This window comes from Maridesulfovibrio salinus (assembly GCF_055394525.1).
This window is the reverse complement of record NZ_AP042461.1, coordinates 3,045,030-3,064,114: the sequence shown is the minus strand read 5'-3', so window position 1 is coordinate 3,064,114 and position 19,085 is coordinate 3,045,030. Positions and strand designations below refer to the sequence as shown.

At 49.2% G+C, this 19,085-nt stretch carries 27 protein-coding genes and 3 tRNA genes; 24 read left to right on the top strand and 6 right to left on the bottom strand.

Annotated elements, in window-relative coordinates; genetic code table 11:
* Window positions 1–55: 55 nt before the first annotated feature.
* Together ACZ5PW_RS13975 and ACZ5PW_RS13970 are read right to left on the bottom strand one after the other, a co-directional pair.
* On the bottom strand, window positions 56–553 hold the full coding sequence (locus ACZ5PW_RS13975; protein ID WP_464554695.1) for a DUF4875 domain-containing protein: 498 nt from the start codon (window positions 551–553) through the stop codon (window positions 56–58).
* 113 nt (window positions 554–666) lie between these two features.
* Window positions 667–1,131: a hypothetical protein gene (locus ACZ5PW_RS13970; protein ID WP_464554692.1), complete on the bottom strand. Its 465-nt coding sequence runs from the start codon at window positions 1,129–1,131 to the stop codon at window positions 667–669.
* 153 nt (window positions 1,132–1,284) lie between these two features.
* Between ACZ5PW_RS13970 and ACZ5PW_RS13965 the strand changes: the two genes are divergently transcribed.
* The 19 genes from ACZ5PW_RS13965 (at window position 1,285) to ACZ5PW_RS13875 (ending at window position 9,390) form a co-directional block, all read left to right on the top strand.
* Window positions 1,285–1,533, top strand: coding sequence for a hypothetical protein (locus tag ACZ5PW_RS13965; RefSeq protein ID WP_464554691.1), 249 nt, complete (start codon window positions 1,285–1,287; stop codon window positions 1,531–1,533).
* Window positions 1,534–1,625: 92 nt separating this feature from the next.
* Window positions 1,626–2,075, top strand: a complete 450-nt coding sequence (locus ACZ5PW_RS13960) for a phage regulatory CII family protein (RefSeq protein WP_464554687.1) — start codon at window positions 1,626–1,628, stop codon at window positions 2,073–2,075.
* Window positions 2,076–2,200: 125 nt separating this feature from the next.
* A complete protein-coding gene (locus ACZ5PW_RS13955) occupies window positions 2,201–2,398 on the top strand; it encodes a hypothetical protein (RefSeq protein ID WP_464554683.1) in 198 nt (65 codons plus the stop codon).
* Window positions 2,377–2,580, top strand: coding sequence for a hypothetical protein (locus tag ACZ5PW_RS13950; protein WP_464554681.1), 204 nt, complete (start codon window positions 2,377–2,379; stop codon window positions 2,578–2,580). The genes ACZ5PW_RS13955 and ACZ5PW_RS13950 overlap by 22 nt, the downstream gene beginning before the upstream one ends.
* Window positions 2,570–3,067, top strand: a complete 498-nt coding sequence (locus tag ACZ5PW_RS13945) for a hypothetical protein (RefSeq protein WP_464554679.1) — start codon at window positions 2,570–2,572, stop codon at window positions 3,065–3,067. Before ACZ5PW_RS13950 ends, ACZ5PW_RS13945 begins: the two co-directional genes overlap by 11 nt.
* 73 nt (window positions 3,068–3,140) lie before the next feature.
* The gene (locus ACZ5PW_RS13940; RefSeq protein WP_464554677.1) at window positions 3,141–3,554 is read left to right on the top strand and encodes a hypothetical protein; all 414 of its coding nucleotides are present in this window, start codon (window positions 3,141–3,143) and stop codon (window positions 3,552–3,554) included.
* A gap of 85 nt (window positions 3,555–3,639) precedes the next feature.
* Entirely contained in the window at window positions 3,640–4,008 is a 369-nt protein-coding gene (locus ACZ5PW_RS13935) for a hypothetical protein (protein WP_464554674.1), read from the top strand.
* Window positions 4,001–4,624 carry a hypothetical protein gene (locus tag ACZ5PW_RS13930; RefSeq protein ID WP_464554672.1) on the top strand — a complete coding sequence of 208 codons (624 nt, stop codon included), beginning with the start codon at window positions 4,001–4,003 and terminating at the stop codon, window positions 4,622–4,624. The genes ACZ5PW_RS13935 and ACZ5PW_RS13930 overlap by 8 nt, the downstream gene beginning before the upstream one ends.
* Window positions 4,566–5,246: a hypothetical protein gene (locus ACZ5PW_RS13925; RefSeq protein WP_464554669.1), complete on the top strand. Its 681-nt coding sequence runs from the start codon at window positions 4,566–4,568 to the stop codon at window positions 5,244–5,246. The genes ACZ5PW_RS13930 and ACZ5PW_RS13925 overlap by 59 nt, the downstream gene beginning before the upstream one ends.
* A gap of 28 nt (window positions 5,247–5,274) precedes the next feature.
* A complete protein-coding gene (locus ACZ5PW_RS13920; protein WP_464554667.1) occupies window positions 5,275–5,514 on the top strand; it encodes a hypothetical protein in 240 nt (79 codons plus the stop codon).
* 3 nt (window positions 5,515–5,517) lie between these two features.
* Window positions 5,518–6,576: an HNH endonuclease gene (locus tag ACZ5PW_RS13915; protein WP_464554664.1), complete on the top strand. Its 1,059-nt coding sequence runs from the start codon at window positions 5,518–5,520 to the stop codon at window positions 6,574–6,576.
* A gap of 1 nt (window position 6,577) precedes the next feature.
* A complete protein-coding gene (locus tag ACZ5PW_RS13910; protein WP_464554661.1) occupies window positions 6,578–6,916 on the top strand; it encodes a hypothetical protein in 339 nt (112 codons plus the stop codon).
* 20 nt (window positions 6,917–6,936) lie between these two features.
* The gene (locus ACZ5PW_RS13905; RefSeq protein WP_464554658.1) at window positions 6,937–7,644 is read left to right on the top strand and encodes a hypothetical protein; all 708 of its coding nucleotides are present in this window, start codon (window positions 6,937–6,939) and stop codon (window positions 7,642–7,644) included.
* Window positions 7,645–7,649: 5 nt separating this feature from the next.
* On the top strand, window positions 7,650–7,940 hold the full coding sequence (locus ACZ5PW_RS13900) for a hypothetical protein (RefSeq protein ID WP_464554657.1): 291 nt from the start codon (window positions 7,650–7,652) through the stop codon (window positions 7,938–7,940).
* Window positions 7,940–8,176 (top strand): hypothetical protein, encoded by a 237-nt coding sequence (locus ACZ5PW_RS13895; protein ID WP_464554654.1) that lies wholly within the window; start codon window positions 7,940–7,942, stop codon window positions 8,174–8,176. Before ACZ5PW_RS13900 ends, ACZ5PW_RS13895 begins: the two co-directional genes overlap by 1 nt.
* Window positions 8,173–8,406 (top strand): hypothetical protein, encoded by a 234-nt coding sequence (locus ACZ5PW_RS13890; protein WP_464554652.1) that lies wholly within the window; start codon window positions 8,173–8,175, stop codon window positions 8,404–8,406. The genes ACZ5PW_RS13895 and ACZ5PW_RS13890 overlap by 4 nt, the downstream gene beginning before the upstream one ends.
* A 35-nt stretch (window positions 8,407–8,441) precedes the next feature.
* Window positions 8,442–8,678: a hypothetical protein gene (locus tag ACZ5PW_RS13885; RefSeq protein ID WP_464554650.1), complete on the top strand. Its 237-nt coding sequence runs from the start codon at window positions 8,442–8,444 to the stop codon at window positions 8,676–8,678.
* Window positions 8,675–9,001, top strand: a complete 327-nt coding sequence (locus ACZ5PW_RS13880; RefSeq protein WP_464554647.1) for a hypothetical protein — start codon at window positions 8,675–8,677, stop codon at window positions 8,999–9,001. Before ACZ5PW_RS13885 ends, ACZ5PW_RS13880 begins: the two co-directional genes overlap by 4 nt.
* The gene (locus ACZ5PW_RS13875) at window positions 8,998–9,390 is read left to right on the top strand and encodes a helix-turn-helix domain-containing protein (protein ID WP_464554644.1); all 393 of its coding nucleotides are present in this window, start codon (window positions 8,998–9,000) and stop codon (window positions 9,388–9,390) included. The genes ACZ5PW_RS13880 and ACZ5PW_RS13875 overlap by 4 nt, the downstream gene beginning before the upstream one ends.
* On the opposite strand, the gene ACZ5PW_RS13870 is transcribed toward ACZ5PW_RS13875, so the two are convergent.
* On the bottom strand, window positions 9,387–10,526 hold the full coding sequence (locus tag ACZ5PW_RS13870) for a tyrosine-type recombinase/integrase (RefSeq protein WP_464554642.1): 1,140 nt from the start codon (window positions 10,524–10,526) through the stop codon (window positions 9,387–9,389). The two genes, ACZ5PW_RS13875 and ACZ5PW_RS13870, sit on opposite strands and share 4 nt — an antisense overlap.
* A gap of 106 nt (window positions 10,527–10,632) precedes the next feature.
* Window positions 10,633–10,709: transfer RNA gene (locus ACZ5PW_RS13865), tRNA-Arg, on the bottom strand.
* Between the two features lie 62 nt (window positions 10,710–10,771).
* Between ACZ5PW_RS13865 and ACZ5PW_RS13860 the strand changes: the two genes are divergently transcribed.
* From ACZ5PW_RS13860 to selB, 4 genes are all read left to right on the top strand, one after another.
* Window positions 10,772–11,986 (top strand): bifunctional folylpolyglutamate synthase/dihydrofolate synthase, encoded by a 1,215-nt coding sequence (locus ACZ5PW_RS13860; RefSeq protein WP_464554640.1) that lies wholly within the window; start codon window positions 10,772–10,774, stop codon window positions 11,984–11,986.
* Between the two features lie 34 nt (window positions 11,987–12,020).
* Window positions 12,021–13,418 (top strand): L-seryl-tRNA(Sec) selenium transferase, encoded by a 1,398-nt coding sequence (gene selA, locus ACZ5PW_RS13855; RefSeq protein ID WP_464554638.1) that lies wholly within the window; start codon window positions 12,021–12,023, stop codon window positions 13,416–13,418.
* A 147-nt stretch (window positions 13,419–13,565) separates the two neighbouring features.
* Window positions 13,566–14,951, top strand: coding sequence for an aminopeptidase (locus tag ACZ5PW_RS13850; protein WP_464554636.1), 1,386 nt, complete (start codon window positions 13,566–13,568; stop codon window positions 14,949–14,951).
* A 160-nt stretch (window positions 14,952–15,111) separates the two neighbouring features.
* On the top strand, window positions 15,112–17,019 hold the full coding sequence (selB, locus tag ACZ5PW_RS13845) for a selenocysteine-specific translation elongation factor (RefSeq protein ID WP_464560415.1): 1,908 nt from the start codon (window positions 15,112–15,114) through the stop codon (window positions 17,017–17,019).
* 274 nt (window positions 17,020–17,293) lie between these two features.
* Here selB and ACZ5PW_RS13840 read toward each other — a convergent pair.
* Both ACZ5PW_RS13840 and ACZ5PW_RS13835 read right to left on the bottom strand, forming a co-directional pair.
* A tRNA-His gene (locus ACZ5PW_RS13840) sits at window positions 17,294–17,369 on the bottom strand.
* A gap of 42 nt (window positions 17,370–17,411) precedes the next feature.
* Window positions 17,412–17,487: transfer RNA gene (locus ACZ5PW_RS13835), tRNA-His, on the bottom strand.
* A 337-nt stretch (window positions 17,488–17,824) separates the two neighbouring features.
* On the opposite strand from ACZ5PW_RS13835, the gene murA reads away from it, so the two are divergent.
* Complete coding sequence (gene murA, locus ACZ5PW_RS13830) at window positions 17,825–19,078, top strand: UDP-N-acetylglucosamine 1-carboxyvinyltransferase (protein ID WP_464554633.1); 1,254 nt, start codon at window positions 17,825–17,827, stop codon at window positions 19,076–19,078.
* Window positions 19,079–19,085: the final 7 nt, after the last annotated feature.

The following is a 19,085-nucleotide window of genomic DNA, read 5'->3' as shown; positions in this document are numbered from 1 at the left end:
TCCGTCCCCTTAAAAAGCCCTGCTGCTCGGTGTGAGTAGCAGGGCTTTTTTGGGCTTATTCAACAGGATAATTTTTGTATTGTTGTGTAATAATTTCAAGACTTGTTCCAGCCAGCGTGCTCAGTTTGTCGGTTGGGATATTAACCTTGACAGTCTGAACATCCCATTCTTTTCGTGGGTCATCGGCTCTTTTTGTTGATTCCGGGATGTATGTTGCTATTGCTAAATGTTCAGTTGAGCGAACAAAGCTTGCGTCAGGCCAGATAATGGCAGTCGCACATTCTGTCGGGTTTTCATGTTGGGCTTTGATAACAGCTTTGATAACAGTGTGTGCAAGGGCTTCAGGTGTAATAGTTTTTGTATCCTGTACCAGATCAATGGTTATGTCTGAAACTGTTTGTACTCCGTATTTTGAGTTATTGGCTTCGGTTTTAACTATTGAGTAGTTTAGAGCTTTGGAAGTGTCCGGGCCTGTGTCACCACTGCATGCAGATATGGTTAACAGGATAATGCATGCTACTGAAGTTAAGAGCTTACTATGATAGTTGTACATATGTTGTTTTGTCTCCAATGTTTGAGTTTTAATATTAGTAATCAGTCATTTCTCAGGCCCAAAAAAAATCCCGTCAATCACGATTCCGCGATACCAGACGGGATAATCTGTTTCTAGCTCGCCTTCTTGTTTCCCTCACCTGCGCTGTTTTCGTGAATGGGCGGCTGCTGTTCTGGCGACTTCAATATCGTGAGGATAGCCGTTTGAATTGTTTCCTGTGAAGCTCCGGCTTTTTCCAAAGCTTCGGTTGTGACAATAATCCGCTGGCTGATGGGGTCGGTTATTTCCTGCTGCACGGTCTGTGCTGGCTGACCTGCAAATGGTTCCGGCTCTTTTTCTGCTGACTCCGGTTGAGTCTTTAGCATCCCCCCTTCCTCAAAGAAAAGCCAATCCCGATTTACTTCAGGCGTTTTTTCCAAAATCAGAAAAATAAGATTTAAGCTGATCTTGTTCTGGTTGTTTTTGGAAATATGTCTGTTGAACGTATTCGGCGGAACCCCCACAGCAGCTGCCAAATGTGATGATTTTCCATCATAAAAGGTTTCAATCACCTTGTTAATGCGCTCAAATAATTCCATTTTTAAAATATTTTCCGCTTTTGGTTTTATTTTTGGAAAATAGTGTTGACTCTTTTTCCAAAAATGGATTAATTATTAAACCTAAATGAACAAATAAACCTAACTGCCTAATTGGTGACTCAATTAGGTTAACTCTTAAACCTAATTAAAAATATGACTACAAAAAGCAAAGCCTCCCGTCAATCTGCTGAATTTCAATGCTGGATGATCCGCAATGACAAAGACAACAAATGGCTTGCCGAGTTGTTGGGTGTTTCTGTCCAGCGTGCCTGTACCATCAAGCGTTCCGGGGTTTGTTCTCCCGCCCAGCGCAAAGAGCTGAAAAAGGCCGGGGTCGATAAAATCAGTCTTCCCGTAGCCACCAGCGGCAGGCCGGGAATCCAGCCTAGAGAAAAGAAATAGAAGTTCTAATTTTGGAACGGCTTTTCCAATTCTCGAATAATTACACAAAAAATTTAGACTGCCAATGTAAGTGGAGGAGTGAAAAACACACTATGACTAAATCATTTGAAACCATGAGCCTGCCCGATGCCCTGAATCTGGCACGCATCCAGTCCGGCAAGACCATAGACGAAATTCAGGCTGAAATGAGCTGGAAGCCCGGCCATGCACAGCGCGTTTTTTACGATGATTCATATTGGCCCAGTCTGCCGACCCTCCCGAAACTCTGCGGCGTGCTGGGTAACACCATCCTGCTGGACTGGCTGCAAACACAGGTTGAGTTCGGTGGTCTGGCTCTTAAATTCGAAGCCCTCGACTGTATCGGATTGCTGCGGGAGTTGAATCTGCTGGTGCTGGAGATGGGCGAGGTTTCCCGGGAAGCTGAAAAGGCTGTTGCTGACGGCACGGTCGACAGGGCCGAAGCGCGGCGCATCTGTAAAGAAATGCGGGACGTGCTCAATAAAGGGATTGTGATCCTCAACGGGCTTGAAGCAATCAAATAAATTTCCCCTGAAAACACCTCCTGTATCAGGCCAGCCGGAATCGGGTTACCCGGCAAATCAGCTCTCCCCGGTAATTTTACCACCTGACACCCCGTTAACCGGGGAGGGCTGAGAGGAGAAAAGGCATGGATTTATTGGAAAACAACCCGCAGGGCATGACCTGCGTAGAAAGTCTTGAAGAGGCTGCCCGCGGCGTTGCTGACGAGCTGCGGGGCATGCCTTTTGTTGACCATATCACTGCTGCGGTCTGCGTGGTTCGGCTGGAAAACGCCCTTGAGCGGGATACAGAACGGAGGGAGGCATGCACGACAATCCCCACGTAAAAGCGGAAGTAGCGGCCATTCAGAACCGTTTACGCAGGCTTCGCCCTCATTTGGACCCGATTGGGGCCTGCAGCATCGGTGTATTGCTGACTGACCTTGAGGAATTAAACAGGCTGGCCCTGCCGGGATTACCGGAAGCGGAGCCGGAACAATGCGAGAGAGGGGTTTATAATGAGCGATGAATTTAAACTGATACCGAATACTGATTTTGCCATGAACCGGGATTGCAAAGTTGTGCGGGTTGCGGCGGCTGGTCATTCCCCGGTGGGTTACTGCCGCCGTCCGGTGATGAAGCGCGCAATGATTTATTATCAACTGCCTCTTACCAATGTCGCCCATGGCGGCAGGGCAAAGACGTTCTGCAAGTCCGTGGTGTGCCTGTATCATGAGCTGTTCGGCGAAGTTCTGGTCATCCACAGCAGGAAACGTTTTTTCCGGCGGCTGCAGGATCAGGCTGAAATCAGCAATTTAAAGTTGCGTGAGAAGGTCGCCGCAGCGGACAGGCTTCCGAACCCCGAAGATTTTAAGCGCCCGCTGGCCCGGCATCATTATCAGCTGGGTTCTCATTTTAACGCGCTTAAGGATCTGGATGATTATGCAACGGCAGTGGGTAAGCCCGCAGCCGGAAAACATGGAACTACAATGGCGGATTACTGTCCGCTGGTGTGAGGGGATTATGAGCCACAGAGAAAATTTACACGAATCAATTTTGATTACGATCCAGGCATATGGAAATTTGTTTATGCGCCGTCTTGCAGAGATTAAAGGCTGGACAAACGAAAAACCGAGTTCTTCCGGTTTCTATTTTGTGCGGGCTGACTCCGCAGCTGAACCGGCCGTGCACTGCTACGTGGTGAACGCGTATCACCCGGTCGAGCATAATGTGGTGCTTAATGAAATGGTTCCGGCAGGTGATGCTGTTGAATATCTCGGCCCGTTTTCCGCTGAGAATTATATCCACTACGTGAGCGCGTTTTGCAGCAGTATGGAGCCTAAGGACGATGAAAAGCTTGTGGTTTTGGAAGAGGGCAAGGTTTCATTTTTCAGATGTAAGTATTGCGAAACCCCGATTTTTGTAGGCGAGGCTTTTTCTTCTGACGGCAAAACATACTGGCACAAGGCTTGTGATGGGGAGGTTAGTTGCGATGATGATTGAAGAGTTGAAAGAACTTTTGAAGGACGTCCCTGACCGTTATATGGAACTACAATGGCGGATTACTGTCCGCTGATATGAGGTTGAAATGTTGAAAAGAAATTTTCTGGATTCTTCGGCCCGGAAGGTTCTCAACGCGGAACCAGAGTTTCGGGAAGGCCTAGCCGCCCGGATCAGGTGGACAAGGCCGGAGCCTGTGACCGCTGGTTTTTACTATGTGCGTGCTGAAACAAAACCTGAGGCAGTAAAGGTGCTTTATCTGGGCGATAACGCGAAATTTCGCAGGGATAATGAATTTATGATGCATAGGGCCTTCGGTACTGCCCGGTGCGAATTCTTGGGGCCCTTCAAGCCTGAAGATCTGATTTGTTTTGTAGCCAATAAAATTAACGTTGAGCGTTGGAATGAAGCCGGAGCGGAAGCTGACCGGGTTTTGCGGGAGGTGCAGGATGTCTAAAATTCAATTTGTTCGTGCTGCGAGAATGGACATCGGCTGCCCGGCCTGCGGTCGCCGAGTTATGGATGTTTTTCAGTCTGGTGATTCCGTTGAATATGAATTTGAAGCGGAATTGAATGGCGGAGATACTTTACCCTGTAGCTCTTTGCCTCCTTATTGCTTTGGGGTTGAATATCACGCCTCATGCATTTTTTACACTTGCAGACATTGCGGCGTTAAACTCGGTGAACTGGAGTTGTGCGTGCCCTCTGAGTGCAATCCTGGGCGTGAGTTTTGGTATGACGGGTTTGAAACGCAAGAGCGTTCCGAGCTTTTACATATTCCGGAGCCTCCCATTAATTGGCGTTGCGTCCGTAAGCATTCAGTGGATGACCAAATGGGCGAACTTGCCCGGCTCTACAAGCGGTTTGATATACATAGTTTAGGACTGTTTATCGCTGATTTTTCCCCGTCAAATGACGGTTCTCCCATGAAAGTATGGAAAGACGCCTGCGATCTATTTAAGAAATACGGTCCGGCCTGCATTGAGTATATGCGTGAATGGAGGGAGGCGAACAATGCCTATAATTCTCCCTATCCTCATGAACGGCGAAATGGTCCGCGCAACTCTGGATAATCGTAAGACACAGACCCGGCGGGTGATAACACCGCAACCTGAGATTAGACCTGCTCACGAAAATTTTTCTGGAGGGTGGGCATGGGAGAACAAAAACACAGTGCTCATGGGGTGGAAAGATACTGATGAATTTGCACGGGCCATGAGCAAACGCGCCCCTTACCAGCCCGGAGACACTTTATGGGTGCGGGAAACATTCGCAGAAATCCCCGGAGGTGGCGGCGCGGTCTATCGGGCTACTTGGCGTGAAGACGGATGGGAAAAAGGTCCCGATGCAAAATGGCGTCCTTCCATCCACATGCCCAAATGGGCCTGCCGCCTGTTTCTCAAAGTTAAAACCGTTCGCGTTGTGCGGCTGCAGCAAATTAGCGTTGAAGATTGCATAGCCGAGGGCGTTGATACCGCCGAGACTCTCTGCCCTGTTCGTAGGGACGGCCTTCATTCTGACGCATGGTATGACGGCGAAGGCTGCGAGGCATGCGGTGCGCCATCGGTTCACGCCAAATTCCGTGACATATGGGACTCCCTCGCCAAGCCCGGAACCCGCTGGGCGGATAATCCGTGGGTATGGGTTTATGAGTTTGAAAAGTGCGAGAAGCCGGAAGGGTGGTCTAACATTTAATTGTCCAGAATCATAAAGGAGACAAGCCATGAAAAATAAACTTACAGACCTTAACGACCATTTATTTGCACAGCTCGAACGCCTCAACGATGAGGAACTCAAAGGCGAAGCTCTGGAAGAAGAGATCAACCGCTCCCACGCCATCACCAATGTGGCGAAAGAAATTGTCACCAACGCCAACCTTGTCCTTAAGGCCCAGATCGCAGCGTCCAATTCCATCGGCGGGAGCATGAAAGCTCCCAAAATGCTGGCTATCGATACGGAGTAAGCTATGCGTTTTCGTTATTCGTCTGAACATCTTGAATTTCTAAGGCAGAACTTTAAATCTTGCCGTGTTCCGGAACTGACCAGCAAGTTCAACGAACGCTTTGGCCTAGACAAGACTGAGCAGCAGATAAAATCAACATTGAAAAATCATAAAATACGTTGCGGTCGACCACGTGGGGTCAGAAAGGGAGAACGGCTTACGTATACTCCGGAGCAAATTAAGTTCATCAAGGAAGGCTACAGGGAGATGGACAAGCACGAACTGACTAAGTTCTTCAATAATCATTTTGGCACCGACAAAGGAGTTAACCAGATCGAGGCCTTCATTGATAACCACAAGATCCGGAGCGGTAGAACTGGGCGTTTTAAGAAAGGTCATAAATCTTGGAATAACGGTTTAGCAGGAACAGGAGTCTGCAAACCAAATAGTGGATGTTTTAAGAAGGGATGTGTCCCTGGTAACACCGTGCCCATGTATACCGAGCGGCTTAACAAAGAAGGTTTCGTTGAGATAAAAGTCCCGGTTACGAATCCATATACTAAAGCCAAGAGTCGCTTCATGCACAAGCAGGTGTGGATATGGGAACAAGCTAATGGGCCCGTACCCGAAAACCATGTAATCCGCTTTCTGGATGGTGACAAGACTAATTGTGCCATTGAAAATCTTGGGCTTTTTACCCGGGCAGAAAGCTTGGAAATGACACGGCTTGGTTTCAGTGAGGCTCCCGGGGAAACCAAATCGACCATTGCGACTCTTGCTAAACTTACCACCAAGACAAAAAGGACCGAACGCAGCCTGTATGGTCATGCTAGCCCGGGCGAGATTCGGAGCAAAGTTTTCGAACTCGGCAAGGCACATCAAAATGCTGGATTAGGACCTTTTACCGCCCACCAGATTCAAAAGTCCGGATGGCCCGAAGTTGAAGGCCGAAAAACTGTGAAGCTCGGAATTTCTTTCGCCCTGTCAGTCCTGGTACGACAAGGCAAGTTCGAACGTGTTCAGCGTGGGCTTTATGCTGTGGCTGAATCAGCTTGTTGTGATTCGTCTCCGGAGGCGGTTTAAAATGAACGCCACTCCCAAAATCCTCGACCAAAAAACAAAAGACCACCTGCACCGCCAGCTCATCAAACTCGGTGACATGCTCGGTGATGGAGATTGCGACCCGTGGGTTGAAAAAGAATATGCGCGAGTCCTCAAAGCTTTGGGCATTGGTCCCAAACCAAAGAAGCGCAACTCCATCCATATTAATGCTTTGATGGTTCCGCGCCTGCAGGATGTAAAATGCAAGTGCGGTGGAGATTTGAAGCAATCGCGCTCCGGTTCCATGATTGGACAATGTGTGGAGTGCGGAAACAAATACAGGCTGCTCAAACGAGTTCGCCGGAAAAGAAAATCCGCGTAAAGCGGCGGGAGGGAATGAGAATGGAAGTAATACAGAAAGCAGTAAACGCAAAAGTAAATGAAATGGTTGAAAGCGGCGAAATAGCCAAGCTCGTTGAAGCAAAGGTTGAATCAACTATCAGCGGTGCAATCAGTGAACAGTTTAGCTATGGCGGCAACCTGAAAAAACAGATCGATAACGCAGTAGAACAGGGGCTTAAATTCGACCTCACAGCTATTGATTTCGACAGCTACAACCAGCAGATGCTTTCCGCAATCAAGGTTCGCCTCGGCAATATGTTTCACGGTCAGGCTTACGAACATTTCATCAGTCAGATTGACGAACTGCTTCAGCCTGCCCCTGAAGAAATAAGCATGGACGATCTGCTTTTAAAAATCGCTTCATTTTGGCGCACAGATGATCCGTTCTATGACGATGAACTGGATTCTGAAATGACTGTTGAAATAGGTGCTAACGAATACAGTTCGTTTAAAAGCTGGTCTATAAACATCTGGAAAAAGAAAGAAGATATAGGGAGCTATAGAAGCATAGCTAACGAATCAGATATCAGGCTGCATATTATTGATGAAGAACTGAGGATCAGCCATAGACAGAGATACAACCCTACCTGCTTTGATGAAGCCGAAGCCTTTATCTTCAAGCTCTACGCAGCAGGCACAAAAATCACCGGCATTGAAGAGTGCAACCCCGACATGCTCGAACTCTACCTGAAAGAGTGGGAGGACTAGCCACCATGTGCAACATCGGAGACGGCGAAGCCCCCACTCTCTACAACGAGACCAAACCTAAGGCCCGTAAACAGCATAAGTGCTGTGAATGCGGCGCAACAATTGAGCCGGGCGAAACATACCAGCGCATCGAGGGCATGTGGGAAGGCGATTTTCGTACCTTCAAGACCTGTTCTTTTTGTGATGCTACCCGCGACAAAGCGGACAAGGAATTTCGGCTCAAATATGGTCGTATTCCTCTTGGTCAGCTCTGGGAATGTGTTGGGCCGGATTACGCTGCGGAGGACGCAGTATAATGGCCTGCACCATAGACTGGACCAACGCCGATAGTTTCCCGCTGGAGGATGAAGCAGTCCTCCTCTTCCGGGAGAACAGCGCGGAGACAGTCACCCTTGAAACCTGTCCGCTTGATGGGATGGTCTGGAAGGACAAAGACTATCAGACCATCCCCATTGAGGACGGTGATTTCTGGGAATATGCGGTTAATATTAGGGATTACATGCGGAAACAGCATGAAGGAATGAAGAAATGAGCGATAAAACCAAAGGCATTTACAAAAAATACGATGTCAGCAGGGTTGACGGAAAACCCATCAAAGGCGGCTGCCTGGTACTTGAGTTCGGTGATAAGAACGCAGCATCCGCTATCAATGAATTTGCTAAGACTCTGCGCGCTGATGGATATGAAAAGCTGGCTGATGACATTGAGCAACGGCATGCGGAATGTTGGGATTCTATGGATGGGGCAGTGTCACCCTTGTGACTTGCCAATGTAAGAAAACAGGAGGATATACCACTATGGCATTGATAAGAATGTGTGACATCTGCAAAACAAAAGAAGTGACTAAGGTCCGCGAATATAATTCCCCGCACCGTTCCGGTGGCGTGGAACTTGATGTCTGCAATAGTTGTGTTGTTGAAGTTTCTCACCGTATTCAGAAGGTTTATGCTCTCATGGGCAAATCTGATGCTTTGACCACGGATCAGGTTAATACCTTTCTGCTTTTTGAAATCGAACGGAGTGCCAAGAAATGAAAAAAATAATCCTCGCAGCCGTGGCCACAACCGCATTTACCCTCGCCGCTCCCCTTATGGCCGGCGCTGATGAATGCGATCAAATCGACAATAATGACCTGCGCCACCTGTGCAAGGGCGAAACCATTCTCATTGATAAACGTGACCTGCGACTGGTCAGCTCCGGCGATTGCGACCTGGTTCAGGATGATGACTGGCGCAATGTCTGCCGCAAGCACCCTAACCAGATTAACGATCCTGATCTGCGGCATCTGGCGGAGGGTAATTGCATTTTGATTGATAAACGGGATTTGAGAGTGCTTTGTCGGGGGTGGAAAAGATGAGCAAGATAGAAATTGTTTCAGCTGAAAACGGTGTGGTTGTAACCGGAAGCGGGACCCATGTTTTCGAAATGACTCCGGGCAAGCGGGCTGATGCTGTGCGCCGGATGCTGACTCAGATTGCAAGTGATCTGGGTTCAGGCCTTTCGGTTTCGGTGTCGGTCACTGATCCTAGCGGAGAAGAACGTCCGGCCCTGGATAAAAGAGTCCTCTGGCTGACTCCAAGAGAAGTCTCGGAGGAATACGGGGTCAAAGAGAAAACCCTGCAGGACTGGCGAGGGAAAGGTTCAGGACCGAGTTATTCGAGGATCGGCGGCGGTATCCGTTACCGCCGCGAGGACCTTGACGCTTATTTCACGGAGAACCGGGTCAAGACCATAGAACAGGGTTAGAGCATCATTTCGTCAATTATGGATAATTTCTTTCTGTTTTCATCTGGAATTAAGTGCGCATAGCGCAGCGTCATTTGGAGATTTTTATGTCGCATCAAGACCATCAACTCGTGCAGCGTGACTTTGCCGGACTGGGCCAGCCAACTGGCAAAGGTATGCCGCCACGTGTGAAAGGTGACCTTAAGCTTGGAATCGGTCACCCCATCATTGAAACCGAGGTCTGTGACCGTGCGGTCGAATACCCCGGTAACGCCGTTGACGATGGGGCCGCCATCTCGGGCTTGGAAAATATGTTCGTTTGGCTGGCGCTTGTAGGAACTCAGCAGTTCCAGAACATCCCTGGGGGCGTTGACCCTGTGGATATCTTTCGTCTTGGAGACAAAGCGCAGGTGTCCGGAATATTCAATGGAGTTCCCGAGCAGCTGGAAAAGCTCGGTACTGCGCAGCCCTGTCTTGAGGCTCACGAAACTGAGGTCATAAGCCAGCCGGGATTGTTTCAGCTTGAGTGCATCCAACAGCTTCTTTGCTTCATCGGGAGTGAAGAAGCGCAATGCACAGTTATCCGGTGTCGGAAGGCTGAACTGGCTGTTGTTGGTCGAGAAGGGATTCGGGCCGGGGAAGCGGTTTTCAGCAATTGCGAGGTTGACGCAGCTGCGCGCAAATGCAAAACATTTGCGGACCGATTCAGCGGAGAGAGTCTGCTGGAGCTTGTTGCGGGTACGCAGCAGCATGTCAGTTGTGATGGCGTTGAGCGGCAGCGCACCGAAGTAGCGGCGCAGATGTTTGTCGTACCGCTGGCGTTCTTTCTTGGTGGGCTTACCGTTCAACTCGCGGCGTCCGAACCACAGCTCGGCGGATTCGTTGAGAGTGAATTCAGGACTGCCGTTGTTAATAGGATTTTTGAGCGCAGCAAGAATTTCGGTGCGTTTGGCATTGGCATATTGCGCTGTGATGCCCTCAGAGGCCCAACCTATCGTTTTCCAGCGGGTTTTGCCTGCTTCTTTATACCAGATGAGGAAAGTGCGATCAGGCTTGCCCCTGTGCCTCTTTGTGAGGGATTCACGGTAATAAACCCCGCTGAACTTTGTCTTAATGCGGGGTCGTTTCTTTTTTGTGTCTGTGGAGTTATTCGGCATGGTTCAGTTGTATTCGGGTTTACATGTTTTTTCAATCAACTTACCCATCGCTTACCCACGAAAAAAGGGTTACGAGAAGTAATTCTCATAACCCTTTGTATTTACATGGCGGGGCAGGAAGGATTCGAACCCTCGGCCAACGGCTTAGAAGGCCGTTGCTCTATCCAACTGAGCTACTGCCCCGCGAGAGATGCTTTATTTATACAAACAGGTTTTGCCAGTCAAGCAAAAAATAAGGAAAAGTTTTGAAATTTAGAAATTTTTCGGAATTCAGCAGTTATCTGGATGAACTGGGGTTGTTCCATATGGACCTCAGTCTCGGCAGGATGGAAAGCTTTGTCCGCAAGTGGGGCGGGAAAAAAAGTTTCCCGGTGATTCATGTCGTCGGGACCAACGGTAAAGGCTCTACAACAAGCTACCTTACAGCAATTGCCGAGGAGTTCGGTCTGAAGGTCGGAGCGTTTACCTCTCCTCACTTTGTTTCTCCTCGTGAGCGTATTACAATTGACTCGGCAATGCTTTCAGAGACCGAATGGACAGCTCTGGCCAATGAAGTGATAAGTGTTGCGCCTGATGCAGGACTTACATATTTTGAGTTCCTGACCTGCATGGCTCTTGTGGCTTTCAGAAACCACGATGTCGATCTGGCTGTCATGGAAGCCGGGCTGGGAGGGCGTTACGATGCAACAAATACTGTCGATCCGTCCCTGACAGTTTTTACTCCCATAGGTTTGGATCATGAGAAAGTGCTCGGCAACTCAATCCGGCTTATAGCTGAGGATAAAGCTGACGCCATGCGCTCTGGAGGCAAAGCGGTCACTTCAGATCAGGTTGATGAAGCCGGGGCGGTTATTGAAGCCAGAGCCGCTGAACTGGGATGTGAGCTGCACCATGTTGGAAAAATGGAGCATGTCTCAGGTCTTGAGCCGGTTTTGCGCGGCGAACATCAGAAGCAGAACGCCCGGCTGGCTGCCTGCGCCTGGCGTTTGTTCTGTGATATCAGAGGTTATGATTTTCATGAGCAGCGAGTGCGCGACGGTGTCAGGAAAGGATTTATAGCCGGAAGGTTGCAGTCTGTTGAGGCTGACCGTACCTATATACTGGATGGGGCACATAATACGCATGCTTTTGCCGCGCTGGAGTCAGAACTTGAGAAAAGCGGGATCAGGCCTGACGCGGTCATTTTTTCATGCATGAAAGATAAGGACCTTGCACCAGTTCGCGAAACCCTGCTCCGGTTGACCCCCGGAACCATTATCACCTGCGGAATACCGGGCAATGAACGGGCATACCCCCATGAGGAATTGGCCGCTGTTATCGGCCCGCGCGCTGAATCAGCCGGTGATATCAACGAGGCGCTGGCAAAGATTTCCGATGGTGATAAAACAGTTCTAATCTGCGGCTCCTTGTTTTTACTGGCGGCTTTTTATACAAGATACCCAGAATTTCTGGAAAAATGATTTGTTTAATTGGATGAACCTAACGGAGTAAAACTTGTCCAATCTTTTTAAATACCTGCCGTCTGTCGATTCTGTACTGAACCGTCTTGAGGAAGAAGGGGTGATCGATGGACTGCCGAGGTCCCTTTCCCGTGATCTAGTAAATGGTTTTCTGGATGTATGCCGGGAAGAGATCAGGGGCGGAGTGATTACCGAAGAAAAACAGCTTTCAAGTGATGTCCTTTTCCCCCGCATCACCTGCCATGTGAGAGCCGGGGCCAAGCCTCATTTCAGGCGTGTGCTTAACGCTACCGGAGTGGTTGTGCATACTAATCTCGGTCGTTCCCTGCTGGCGGATTCAGCTGTAAAGGCCGTGACTGAAGCCTGTGCGTGTTATTCCAATCTGGAGTTTGACCTGAAAACCGGCGAGCGTGGAAGCCGCTACAGCCATGTCGAAAAAATAATCTGCGAAATTACAGGCGCAGAGGCCGCTCTGGTGGTGAACAATAATGCTTCGGCTGTGCTTATCACTCTGGAGACCTTGGCCAAGGGCCATGAAGCAATTGTCTCCCGCGGACAGCTTGTCGAGATCGGCGGCTCTTTCCGCATTCCTGATGTAATGGCCAAAAGCGGCGCGACTCTTTGTGAGGTGGGGGCAACCAACCGTACCCATCTGCGTGATTACGAGAATGCCATTAATGAAGAAACAGCGCTTCTTATGAAAGTGCATACTTCCAATTTCAGGGTTATCGGCTTCACCAAAGAGGTTTCCGGCGGGGAGCTGGCTGAACTGGGAAAAAAATATGACCTGCCTGTTTATGAAGATCTCGGTAGCGGGAACTTGACAAACTTTTCGGGCCTTGGGCTTATACGTGAACCTACAGTGCAGGAAGTTGTGGCCGAGGGGGTGGATGTTGTTTCATTCTCCGGCGACAAGGTTCTTGGCGGACCACAGGCCGGAATAATTGTCGGTAAGAAGAAGTATATCGACATGATCAAGAAGAATCCGCTCAACCGGGCTGTAAGGATTGATAAAATGACTCTGGCCGCGCTTGAAGCCACTTTGCGGCTTTACCTTGATCCGGAAACAGCCAGACGTGAAGTCCCGACTGTACGCATGATTACCGAGCGTCCTGAGAATCTTAAAAAACAGGCTCAGGCTCTTACCCGAACCTTGCGCCGCCGTCTGGGAGATTCCGTAGAGATATCCATCCGTGAAGGTGTCTCCCGTGTCGGTGGAGGAGCTTTCCCGGAGCAGGATCTTAAAACATTTCTGGTAGCACTGATGCCGACCGGTGACCTTTCCGTGGAAGATCTCAAGGAGCGTCTGCTTTCAACCGAACCGCCTCTGGTGGGACGCATTGAGGAAGACCTGTTCTGCCTTGATCCGAGAACACTTTCCAGAGATGAATATCAGCTCTGTGCAGAAGCTTTATCGCAGGTTCTTTGTTAGTCCTGAACAGTTCAAACTGTTATCGCGAATTTTAATAAACCAAATCTTATCACTGATTCTCATACTGCAGACTGTAGGAATGAAATTAAGTTTCCTCAGCAGGTGAGTCGGGGCTGTTCCTGATGGAACGGTTTAAAGGAGTTCAATATGAATATGTCATTGGAACATGAAACCAGAAGTTGCTGGGAAATATATAAAGATGAAGAACACCGTGAGGCCATGGATGATCTGGCGGCACGTTACATTGATTTTCTCACCCGCTGCAAAACTGAGCGTGAAACCATTAAATATGTAGAGGAAAGGCTGGAAGAAGCCGGTTTTGACGATTACATCGCAGGTGACAAATGTTACCGTTCTTTTCGTGATAAAACCATATTCATAGCCCGTAAAGGCAGGAAGCCGCTGTCACAGGGATTCCGTCTTGTCGGAGCCCATGCGGACACCCCCCGTCTGGATTTCAAGCAGCATCCTCTTTATGAGGACCTCGGCATGTCCATGGCCAAGACTCACTATTACGGCGGTATCCGCAAGTATCAGTGGCTGGCGAGACCTCTCTCCCTGCATGGAGTTGTAGTTAAGGCTGATGGTGAAAAAATTGATGTTGTAATAGGCGAAGATCTCAATGACCCGGTTTTGACTATTCTCGATCTACTGCCGCATCTTGCCTACAAGCAGGTTGAGAAAAAGGTAAGTGATGCTTTTGAGGCTGAGAAACTGAATATCCTGATGGGTCACTCCCTCTCTTTTAGCGGGGTCGATGAAGAAGGTGAAGACAAGGCTAAACCTTCAGTCAAACGCAAGGTTCTTGAATTGCTGAACGAGAAGTACGGCATTGTGGAGGAAGACCTGTTCAGTGCCGAGATGCATATTGTGCCGGCTGGCCCCGCCCGTTATGTAGGATTGGATAAATCAGTTGTGGGCGGTTACGGACAGGACGACCGTTCATGTGTATTTCTCGCTCTTGAGGCTTTCCTGAACTCCCCGCAACCGGAACACGCCCAGATTGTTCTTTTCTATGATAAAGAGGAGATCGGCTCGGAAGGATCTACCGGAGCCAAGTCCCTGTTCTTTGAATACTGCCTTGAAGATCTTATTGAGGCATGGGAACCCAACGCCAAGCTTTCCCGGGTCATGATGGCGGGTAAGGCTTTATCAACTGATGTTCATGCCGCAATCGATCCGGATTATCAGGATGTTCATGAGAAGCTTAATTCCGCTTATCTCGGATACGGACCATGCTTCTGTAAATTTACCGGGCATAGAGGCAAGGTGGGAGCAAACGATGCACACCCGGAATTTGTGGCCTGGCTGCGGAAAATACTGGGTGAAGCTGGAGTCCCGTGGCAGATGGCCGAGCTCGGTAAAGTTGACCTCGGTGGCGGCGGAACAGTTGCCAAGTTTCTGGCCCTTTACGGTATGGACGTAATTGATTTCGGTCCTCCTGTCCTTTCCATGCACAGCCCGTTTGAACTTACGAGCAAGGTTGACCTTTACGCGACCGAACTTGCTTTCAGGGCTTTCCTGAAAAATTAAGAAATCCGAAAATTGTTAACCGGGCTTTGCCGGGGTAATATTCGGAGAAAGGCTTTCGCGCTGAAAGGGAAGCTTATAAAAGGTTTTGAAAAGGGGAGTCCGGAGGATAAAACTTGTGCAAAAGTTTTTCCCTCCGGACGCCGGAGGCAAAAGGAGAACTATGCCTGTTGTTATGGGTACTGCGGGTCATATTGACCATGGTAAGACCAGTCTGATTAAAGCTTTGACCGGGACAGACTGCGACCGTCTGGCCGAGGAAAAGAAACGCGGCATCACCATTGAACTCGGCTTTGCAAGTCTGGATCTCGGCGGTTCCGAGGTGCTCAGTATCATTGATGTTCCGGGCCATGAAAAGTTTGTTAAAAACATGGTTGCAGGTGCTGCCGGAATTGATTTTGTCTTGCTGGTTATAGCCGCGGATGAAGGTGTCATGCCCCAGACAAGGGAGCATCTGGAAATATGCTCTCTCCTCGGTATCGAGAAAGGGTTCGTGGTGCTCACTAAAGTGGATATGGTAGATGAAGAGTGGCTGGAAATGGTTACCGAGGATGTCAGAGATTTTCTTGAACCGAGTTTTCTGGCAGAAGCTCCTATCCATACTGTTTCATCCCACACCGGACAGGGCCTTGATGAGTTGAAGGCGGAAATTGCCAGCTTTATGAAAGAGTTTTCGCCCAGACGGAGAACTGATCTGGCAAGGCTCCCGGTAGACAGGGTTTTTACCATGAAGGGGCACGGCACAGTTGTTACGGGCACACTTATTTCCGGAAAGCTTTCGGTTGGGGATGATGTCGTTCTGTATCCCGGAATGACTGAAACCAAAGTGCGTGGGCTGCAGTCGCACGGGGCTTCCGTTGAAACAGCTCCTGCAGGACGCAGGACCGCGGTGAATCTTCACGGACTGGAAGTGGAGGATATTGAACGGGGAGAAGTGCTGGGCCGTCCGGGTACTCTTTTCCCTTCAACTGTCTGGGATGTGGAGTTGACCTGCCTGCCTTCTTCACCGAAATCACTGAAGCATAGAAAAGAAATACATTTTCACCATGGTTCCAAAGAGGTCATGGCCAAGGTCTATTTTCTGGACCGTGAAAAATTGGATAAGGGAGAGCGGGCTGTTTGTCAGGTCCGGTTTGATAAGCCCATGACCGGGGTGTATGGCGATCGCATTGTTCTGCGTTCATTTTCTCCGCTGCGGACCATTGCCGGCGGAAGTATCATCAACCCACTGGGACGTAAGGTTAAACGGTTCTCAGATGATGTTAAGCGACTCGAAGCACTGATAGATGCAGAGCTAGAGGATTTGATCCTCACTCAGCTTGAGCTTGCGGGGAACGAGGGGCTGACCTTTCAGCAGCTTTCCATTCTTACCAATACCGCTTCCAAACCTTTGGAAAAAGTTTTGCAGAGCATGGGAGGGCAGCAGAAGATTTTCCTTTTTGACAAGGATTCAAGGTCTTATATCGCTGGAAGCCAGTATGATGCATTGGCAGAAGGGCTGATAAAGTATCTGGCAGAATTTCATAAAAAAGATCCAATGAAGCCCGGAGTTTCGCGTGGCGAGATCGCCTCGACTTTCGGTAAGGTACTGCCTCAGAAATTATTTCATGCCCTTCTGGAACGGCTGATCAAGAAAGATGAAATTATAGTGGCTCAGGAAATACTGCATCTGCCCGGGCACAAGGTTTCTCTGGCCTCCGATCAGCAGAAGCTTCGTGATACTCTGCTCGAAGTCTATGAGAAAGGCGGTCTGACCCCGCCAAACCTTAAAGATGTGCTTAAGCCTCTGAATCTGGTTTTCAAGGAAGCTGCCCCTGTTTACAAGCTGCTGATGGATGAAGGAGTGCTGGTTAAGATCAAGGAAGATATGTATTTTGCAAGCACAGCCGTAGAGGATCTCCGCCAGACGCTTGAAGGATACTTTGCAGAAAATGAGGAACTCGGCCCGCAGGATTTCAAGGAACTGGTAGGACTTTCCCGAAAGTTTTCAATTCCCTTGCTTGAGTACATGGATAAGGAAAGGTTTACAATGCGTGTTGGAGACAAACGCAGATTGCGTAAACAAAGTTGATCATGAACCCCGGATTTGTATGAGTCCGGGGTTTTGTTTTATTTAAGATACCGGTGATCGTGGAAGGCGTGAATGAAAAGTTCGTGTTGTCTTATCGGTTTGAAGCAGAATTGATCTTTTAAGAATTGGGAAGCGCGACAAATACTTTTGGTAAAAGTTTGCGGGAGAGTATTCCAAATTGAGGATCAAAATATGATGTATCTCCTGCGCCATGCATCTGTCTCAGCCATTTCGCCAAAAAAAAGGACCGGAAAAATCCGGTCCTTGGGAAATATGGGGTGAGTGAGGGGACTTGAACCCCCGGCCACTTGGGCCACAACCAAGTGCTCTACCAACTGAGCTACACCCACCTTATAAAGGGGTCAGGGATTCCCGATCCCTTAGATGTCAAATGGGGTGAGTGAGGGGACTTGAACCCCCGGCCACTTGGGCCACAACCAAGTGCTCTACCAACTGAGCTACACCCACCGCGTGTGAGAAGGGTGTTTACCCAAGGCAGGGGTGATGGTCAAGGGGTTTTTGCAGAAAACTTAAAATTTTAGGTTAAAAAAGCTTTGAATTTGGAAATAATGTTGGATACTTCGGAATTTGCATTTGATGTTTGGTCAGGAATAACCTAAGCACCGTATTCACTAATCCGTTTTTTTATGCCATTAAAATTTCGGTTTGGAAGTAAAGCAATAAATGAACCTCCTGGGCGGCAAGTACAGGTCTTCTGTGTCAACCGGAGGCGATATAATCTGATAAATGCGCTATGCGCACACATGCAATGCCCCGCGAGGTCGCCGGAGGCTAAGGATCTAAAATGGATAAATTAGTTATTGAAGGTGGGGCTCCGCTGAACGGCCCTATCAGAGTAAGTGGCTCCAAGAATGCGGCACTGCCCATTCTTCTGGCTTGTATTCTTCCCATGGGAGAAGTCAATCTTACAAATGTCCCCAGACTGAGGGATATTCATACTACTCTCAAGCTGCTTGATATCCTCGGCTGTGAGACGTCCTTTGATGGAAACAATGTTAAGAGCTGTGTATGCGACCTTAAAATCGAGGCTCCTTATGAGCTTGTAAAAACCATGCGCGCTTCCGTCCTCTGCCTTGGGCCGCTGCTCGCCCTTAAAGGAGAGGCAAAGGTCGCGCTGCCCGGCGGCTGTGCTATCGGAGCCCGTCCGGTTGATCTTCATCTTACCGCTTTCGAGCAGATGGGAGCAACGTTCGATCTGGATTCCGGTTACATTCATGGCCGTTGTGATGGACTTAAAGGAGCTCATATTTATCTGGACTTCCCGACTGTCGGCGGGACGGAGAATGTGCTCATGGCCGCTTCCCTTGCCGAGGGTGACACAATAATTGAAAATGCCGCCCGTGAACCTGAAGTTGTGGATCTGGCAAATTTCCTGATCGCCTGCGGGGCTAAAATTACCGGTCACGGCACAAGTGTTATTAAAGTTCAGGGCGTTCCCTCCCTTCACGGTTGCGACTATAAAGTCATGCCTGACCGCATCGAGGCCGGAACTTACATGGTGGCGGCCGCAATGACCGATGGCGAGCTTCTTATTGAGGACTGTCCTTTTCAGGAGTTGGACGCTGTTGTGCATAAAATGCGTAAGATGGGAGTCCTGTTTAAAGAAGAAGAGGGCGGAGTCCGTGTTAGCCGCAGTAACGGCATCATTTCAGGAGTTGATATCACCACCCAGCCTTTTCCGGGATTTCCCACGGATATGCAGGCTCAGCTCATGACCTTGATGTGTCTTGCCGAAGGAGCAGGGACCATTGAGGAGAAAATTTTCGAGAACCGCTTCATGCACGTTCAGGAACTGGTGCGCATGGGTGCTAATATCAAGCTTAAGGGCCGTACAGCCATGGTTCGCGGTGTTGAGAAGCTGACCGGAGCCCCGGTTATGGCTTCGGACCTTCGTGCCAGTGCCTCTCTTGTTGTTGCCGGACTGGCAGCTCATGGCCGCACTGACGTTCAGCGCATCTATCATCTGGATCGTGGTTATGAAAAGCTTGAGAATAAGCTTTCAGCCGTGGGAGCCCGTGTCTGGCGTGAAAAAGAATAATCGGCAC

Bases quoted from the DNA above. Each gene is read 5' to 3' on its own strand.
- ACZ5PW_RS13975 (WP_464554695.1), bottom strand. From the start codon at position 553: ATGTACAACTATCATAGTAAGCTCTTAACTTCAGTAGCATGCATTATC.
- ACZ5PW_RS13970 (WP_464554692.1), bottom strand. From the start codon at position 1,131: ATGGAATTATTTGAGCGCATTAACAAGGTGATTGAAACCTTTTATGAT.
- ACZ5PW_RS13965 (WP_464554691.1), top strand. From the start codon at position 1,285: ATGACTACAAAAAGCAAAGCCTCCCGTCAATCTGCTGAATTTCAATGC.
- ACZ5PW_RS13960 (WP_464554687.1), top strand. From the start codon at position 1,626: ATGACTAAATCATTTGAAACCATGAGCCTGCCCGATGCCCTGAATCTG.
- ACZ5PW_RS13955 (WP_464554683.1), top strand. From the start codon at position 2,201: ATGGATTTATTGGAAAACAACCCGCAGGGCATGACCTGCGTAGAAAGT.
- ACZ5PW_RS13950 (WP_464554681.1), top strand. From the start codon at position 2,377: ATGCACGACAATCCCCACGTAAAAGCGGAAGTAGCGGCCATTCAGAAC.
- ACZ5PW_RS13945 (WP_464554679.1), top strand. From the start codon at position 2,570: ATGAGCGATGAATTTAAACTGATACCGAATACTGATTTTGCCATGAAC.
- ACZ5PW_RS13940 (WP_464554677.1), top strand. From the start codon at position 3,141: ATGCGCCGTCTTGCAGAGATTAAAGGCTGGACAAACGAAAAACCGAGT.
- ACZ5PW_RS13935 (WP_464554674.1), top strand. From the start codon at position 3,640: ATGTTGAAAAGAAATTTTCTGGATTCTTCGGCCCGGAAGGTTCTCAAC.
- ACZ5PW_RS13930 (WP_464554672.1), top strand. From the start codon at position 4,001: ATGTCTAAAATTCAATTTGTTCGTGCTGCGAGAATGGACATCGGCTGC.
- ACZ5PW_RS13925 (WP_464554669.1), top strand. From the start codon at position 4,566: ATGCCTATAATTCTCCCTATCCTCATGAACGGCGAAATGGTCCGCGCA.
- ACZ5PW_RS13920 (WP_464554667.1), top strand. From the start codon at position 5,275: ATGAAAAATAAACTTACAGACCTTAACGACCATTTATTTGCACAGCTC.
- ACZ5PW_RS13915 (WP_464554664.1), top strand. From the start codon at position 5,518: ATGCGTTTTCGTTATTCGTCTGAACATCTTGAATTTCTAAGGCAGAAC.
- ACZ5PW_RS13910 (WP_464554661.1), top strand. From the start codon at position 6,578: ATGAACGCCACTCCCAAAATCCTCGACCAAAAAACAAAAGACCACCTG.
- ACZ5PW_RS13905 (WP_464554658.1), top strand. From the start codon at position 6,937: ATGGAAGTAATACAGAAAGCAGTAAACGCAAAAGTAAATGAAATGGTT.
- ACZ5PW_RS13900 (WP_464554657.1), top strand. From the start codon at position 7,650: ATGTGCAACATCGGAGACGGCGAAGCCCCCACTCTCTACAACGAGACC.
- ACZ5PW_RS13895 (WP_464554654.1), top strand. From the start codon at position 7,940: ATGGCCTGCACCATAGACTGGACCAACGCCGATAGTTTCCCGCTGGAG.
- ACZ5PW_RS13890 (WP_464554652.1), top strand. From the start codon at position 8,173: ATGAGCGATAAAACCAAAGGCATTTACAAAAAATACGATGTCAGCAGG.
- ACZ5PW_RS13885 (WP_464554650.1), top strand. From the start codon at position 8,442: ATGGCATTGATAAGAATGTGTGACATCTGCAAAACAAAAGAAGTGACT.
- ACZ5PW_RS13880 (WP_464554647.1), top strand. From the start codon at position 8,675: ATGAAAAAAATAATCCTCGCAGCCGTGGCCACAACCGCATTTACCCTC.
- ACZ5PW_RS13875 (WP_464554644.1), top strand. From the start codon at position 8,998: ATGAGCAAGATAGAAATTGTTTCAGCTGAAAACGGTGTGGTTGTAACC.
- ACZ5PW_RS13870 (WP_464554642.1), bottom strand. From the start codon at position 10,526: ATGCCGAATAACTCCACAGACACAAAAAAGAAACGACCCCGCATTAAG.
- ACZ5PW_RS13850 (WP_464554636.1), top strand. From the start codon at position 13,566: ATGAATATGTCATTGGAACATGAAACCAGAAGTTGCTGGGAAATATAT.
- selB (WP_464560415.1), top strand. From the start codon at position 15,112: ATGCCTGTTGTTATGGGTACTGCGGGTCATATTGACCATGGTAAGACC.
- murA (WP_464554633.1), top strand. From the start codon at position 17,825: ATGGATAAATTAGTTATTGAAGGTGGGGCTCCGCTGAACGGCCCTATC.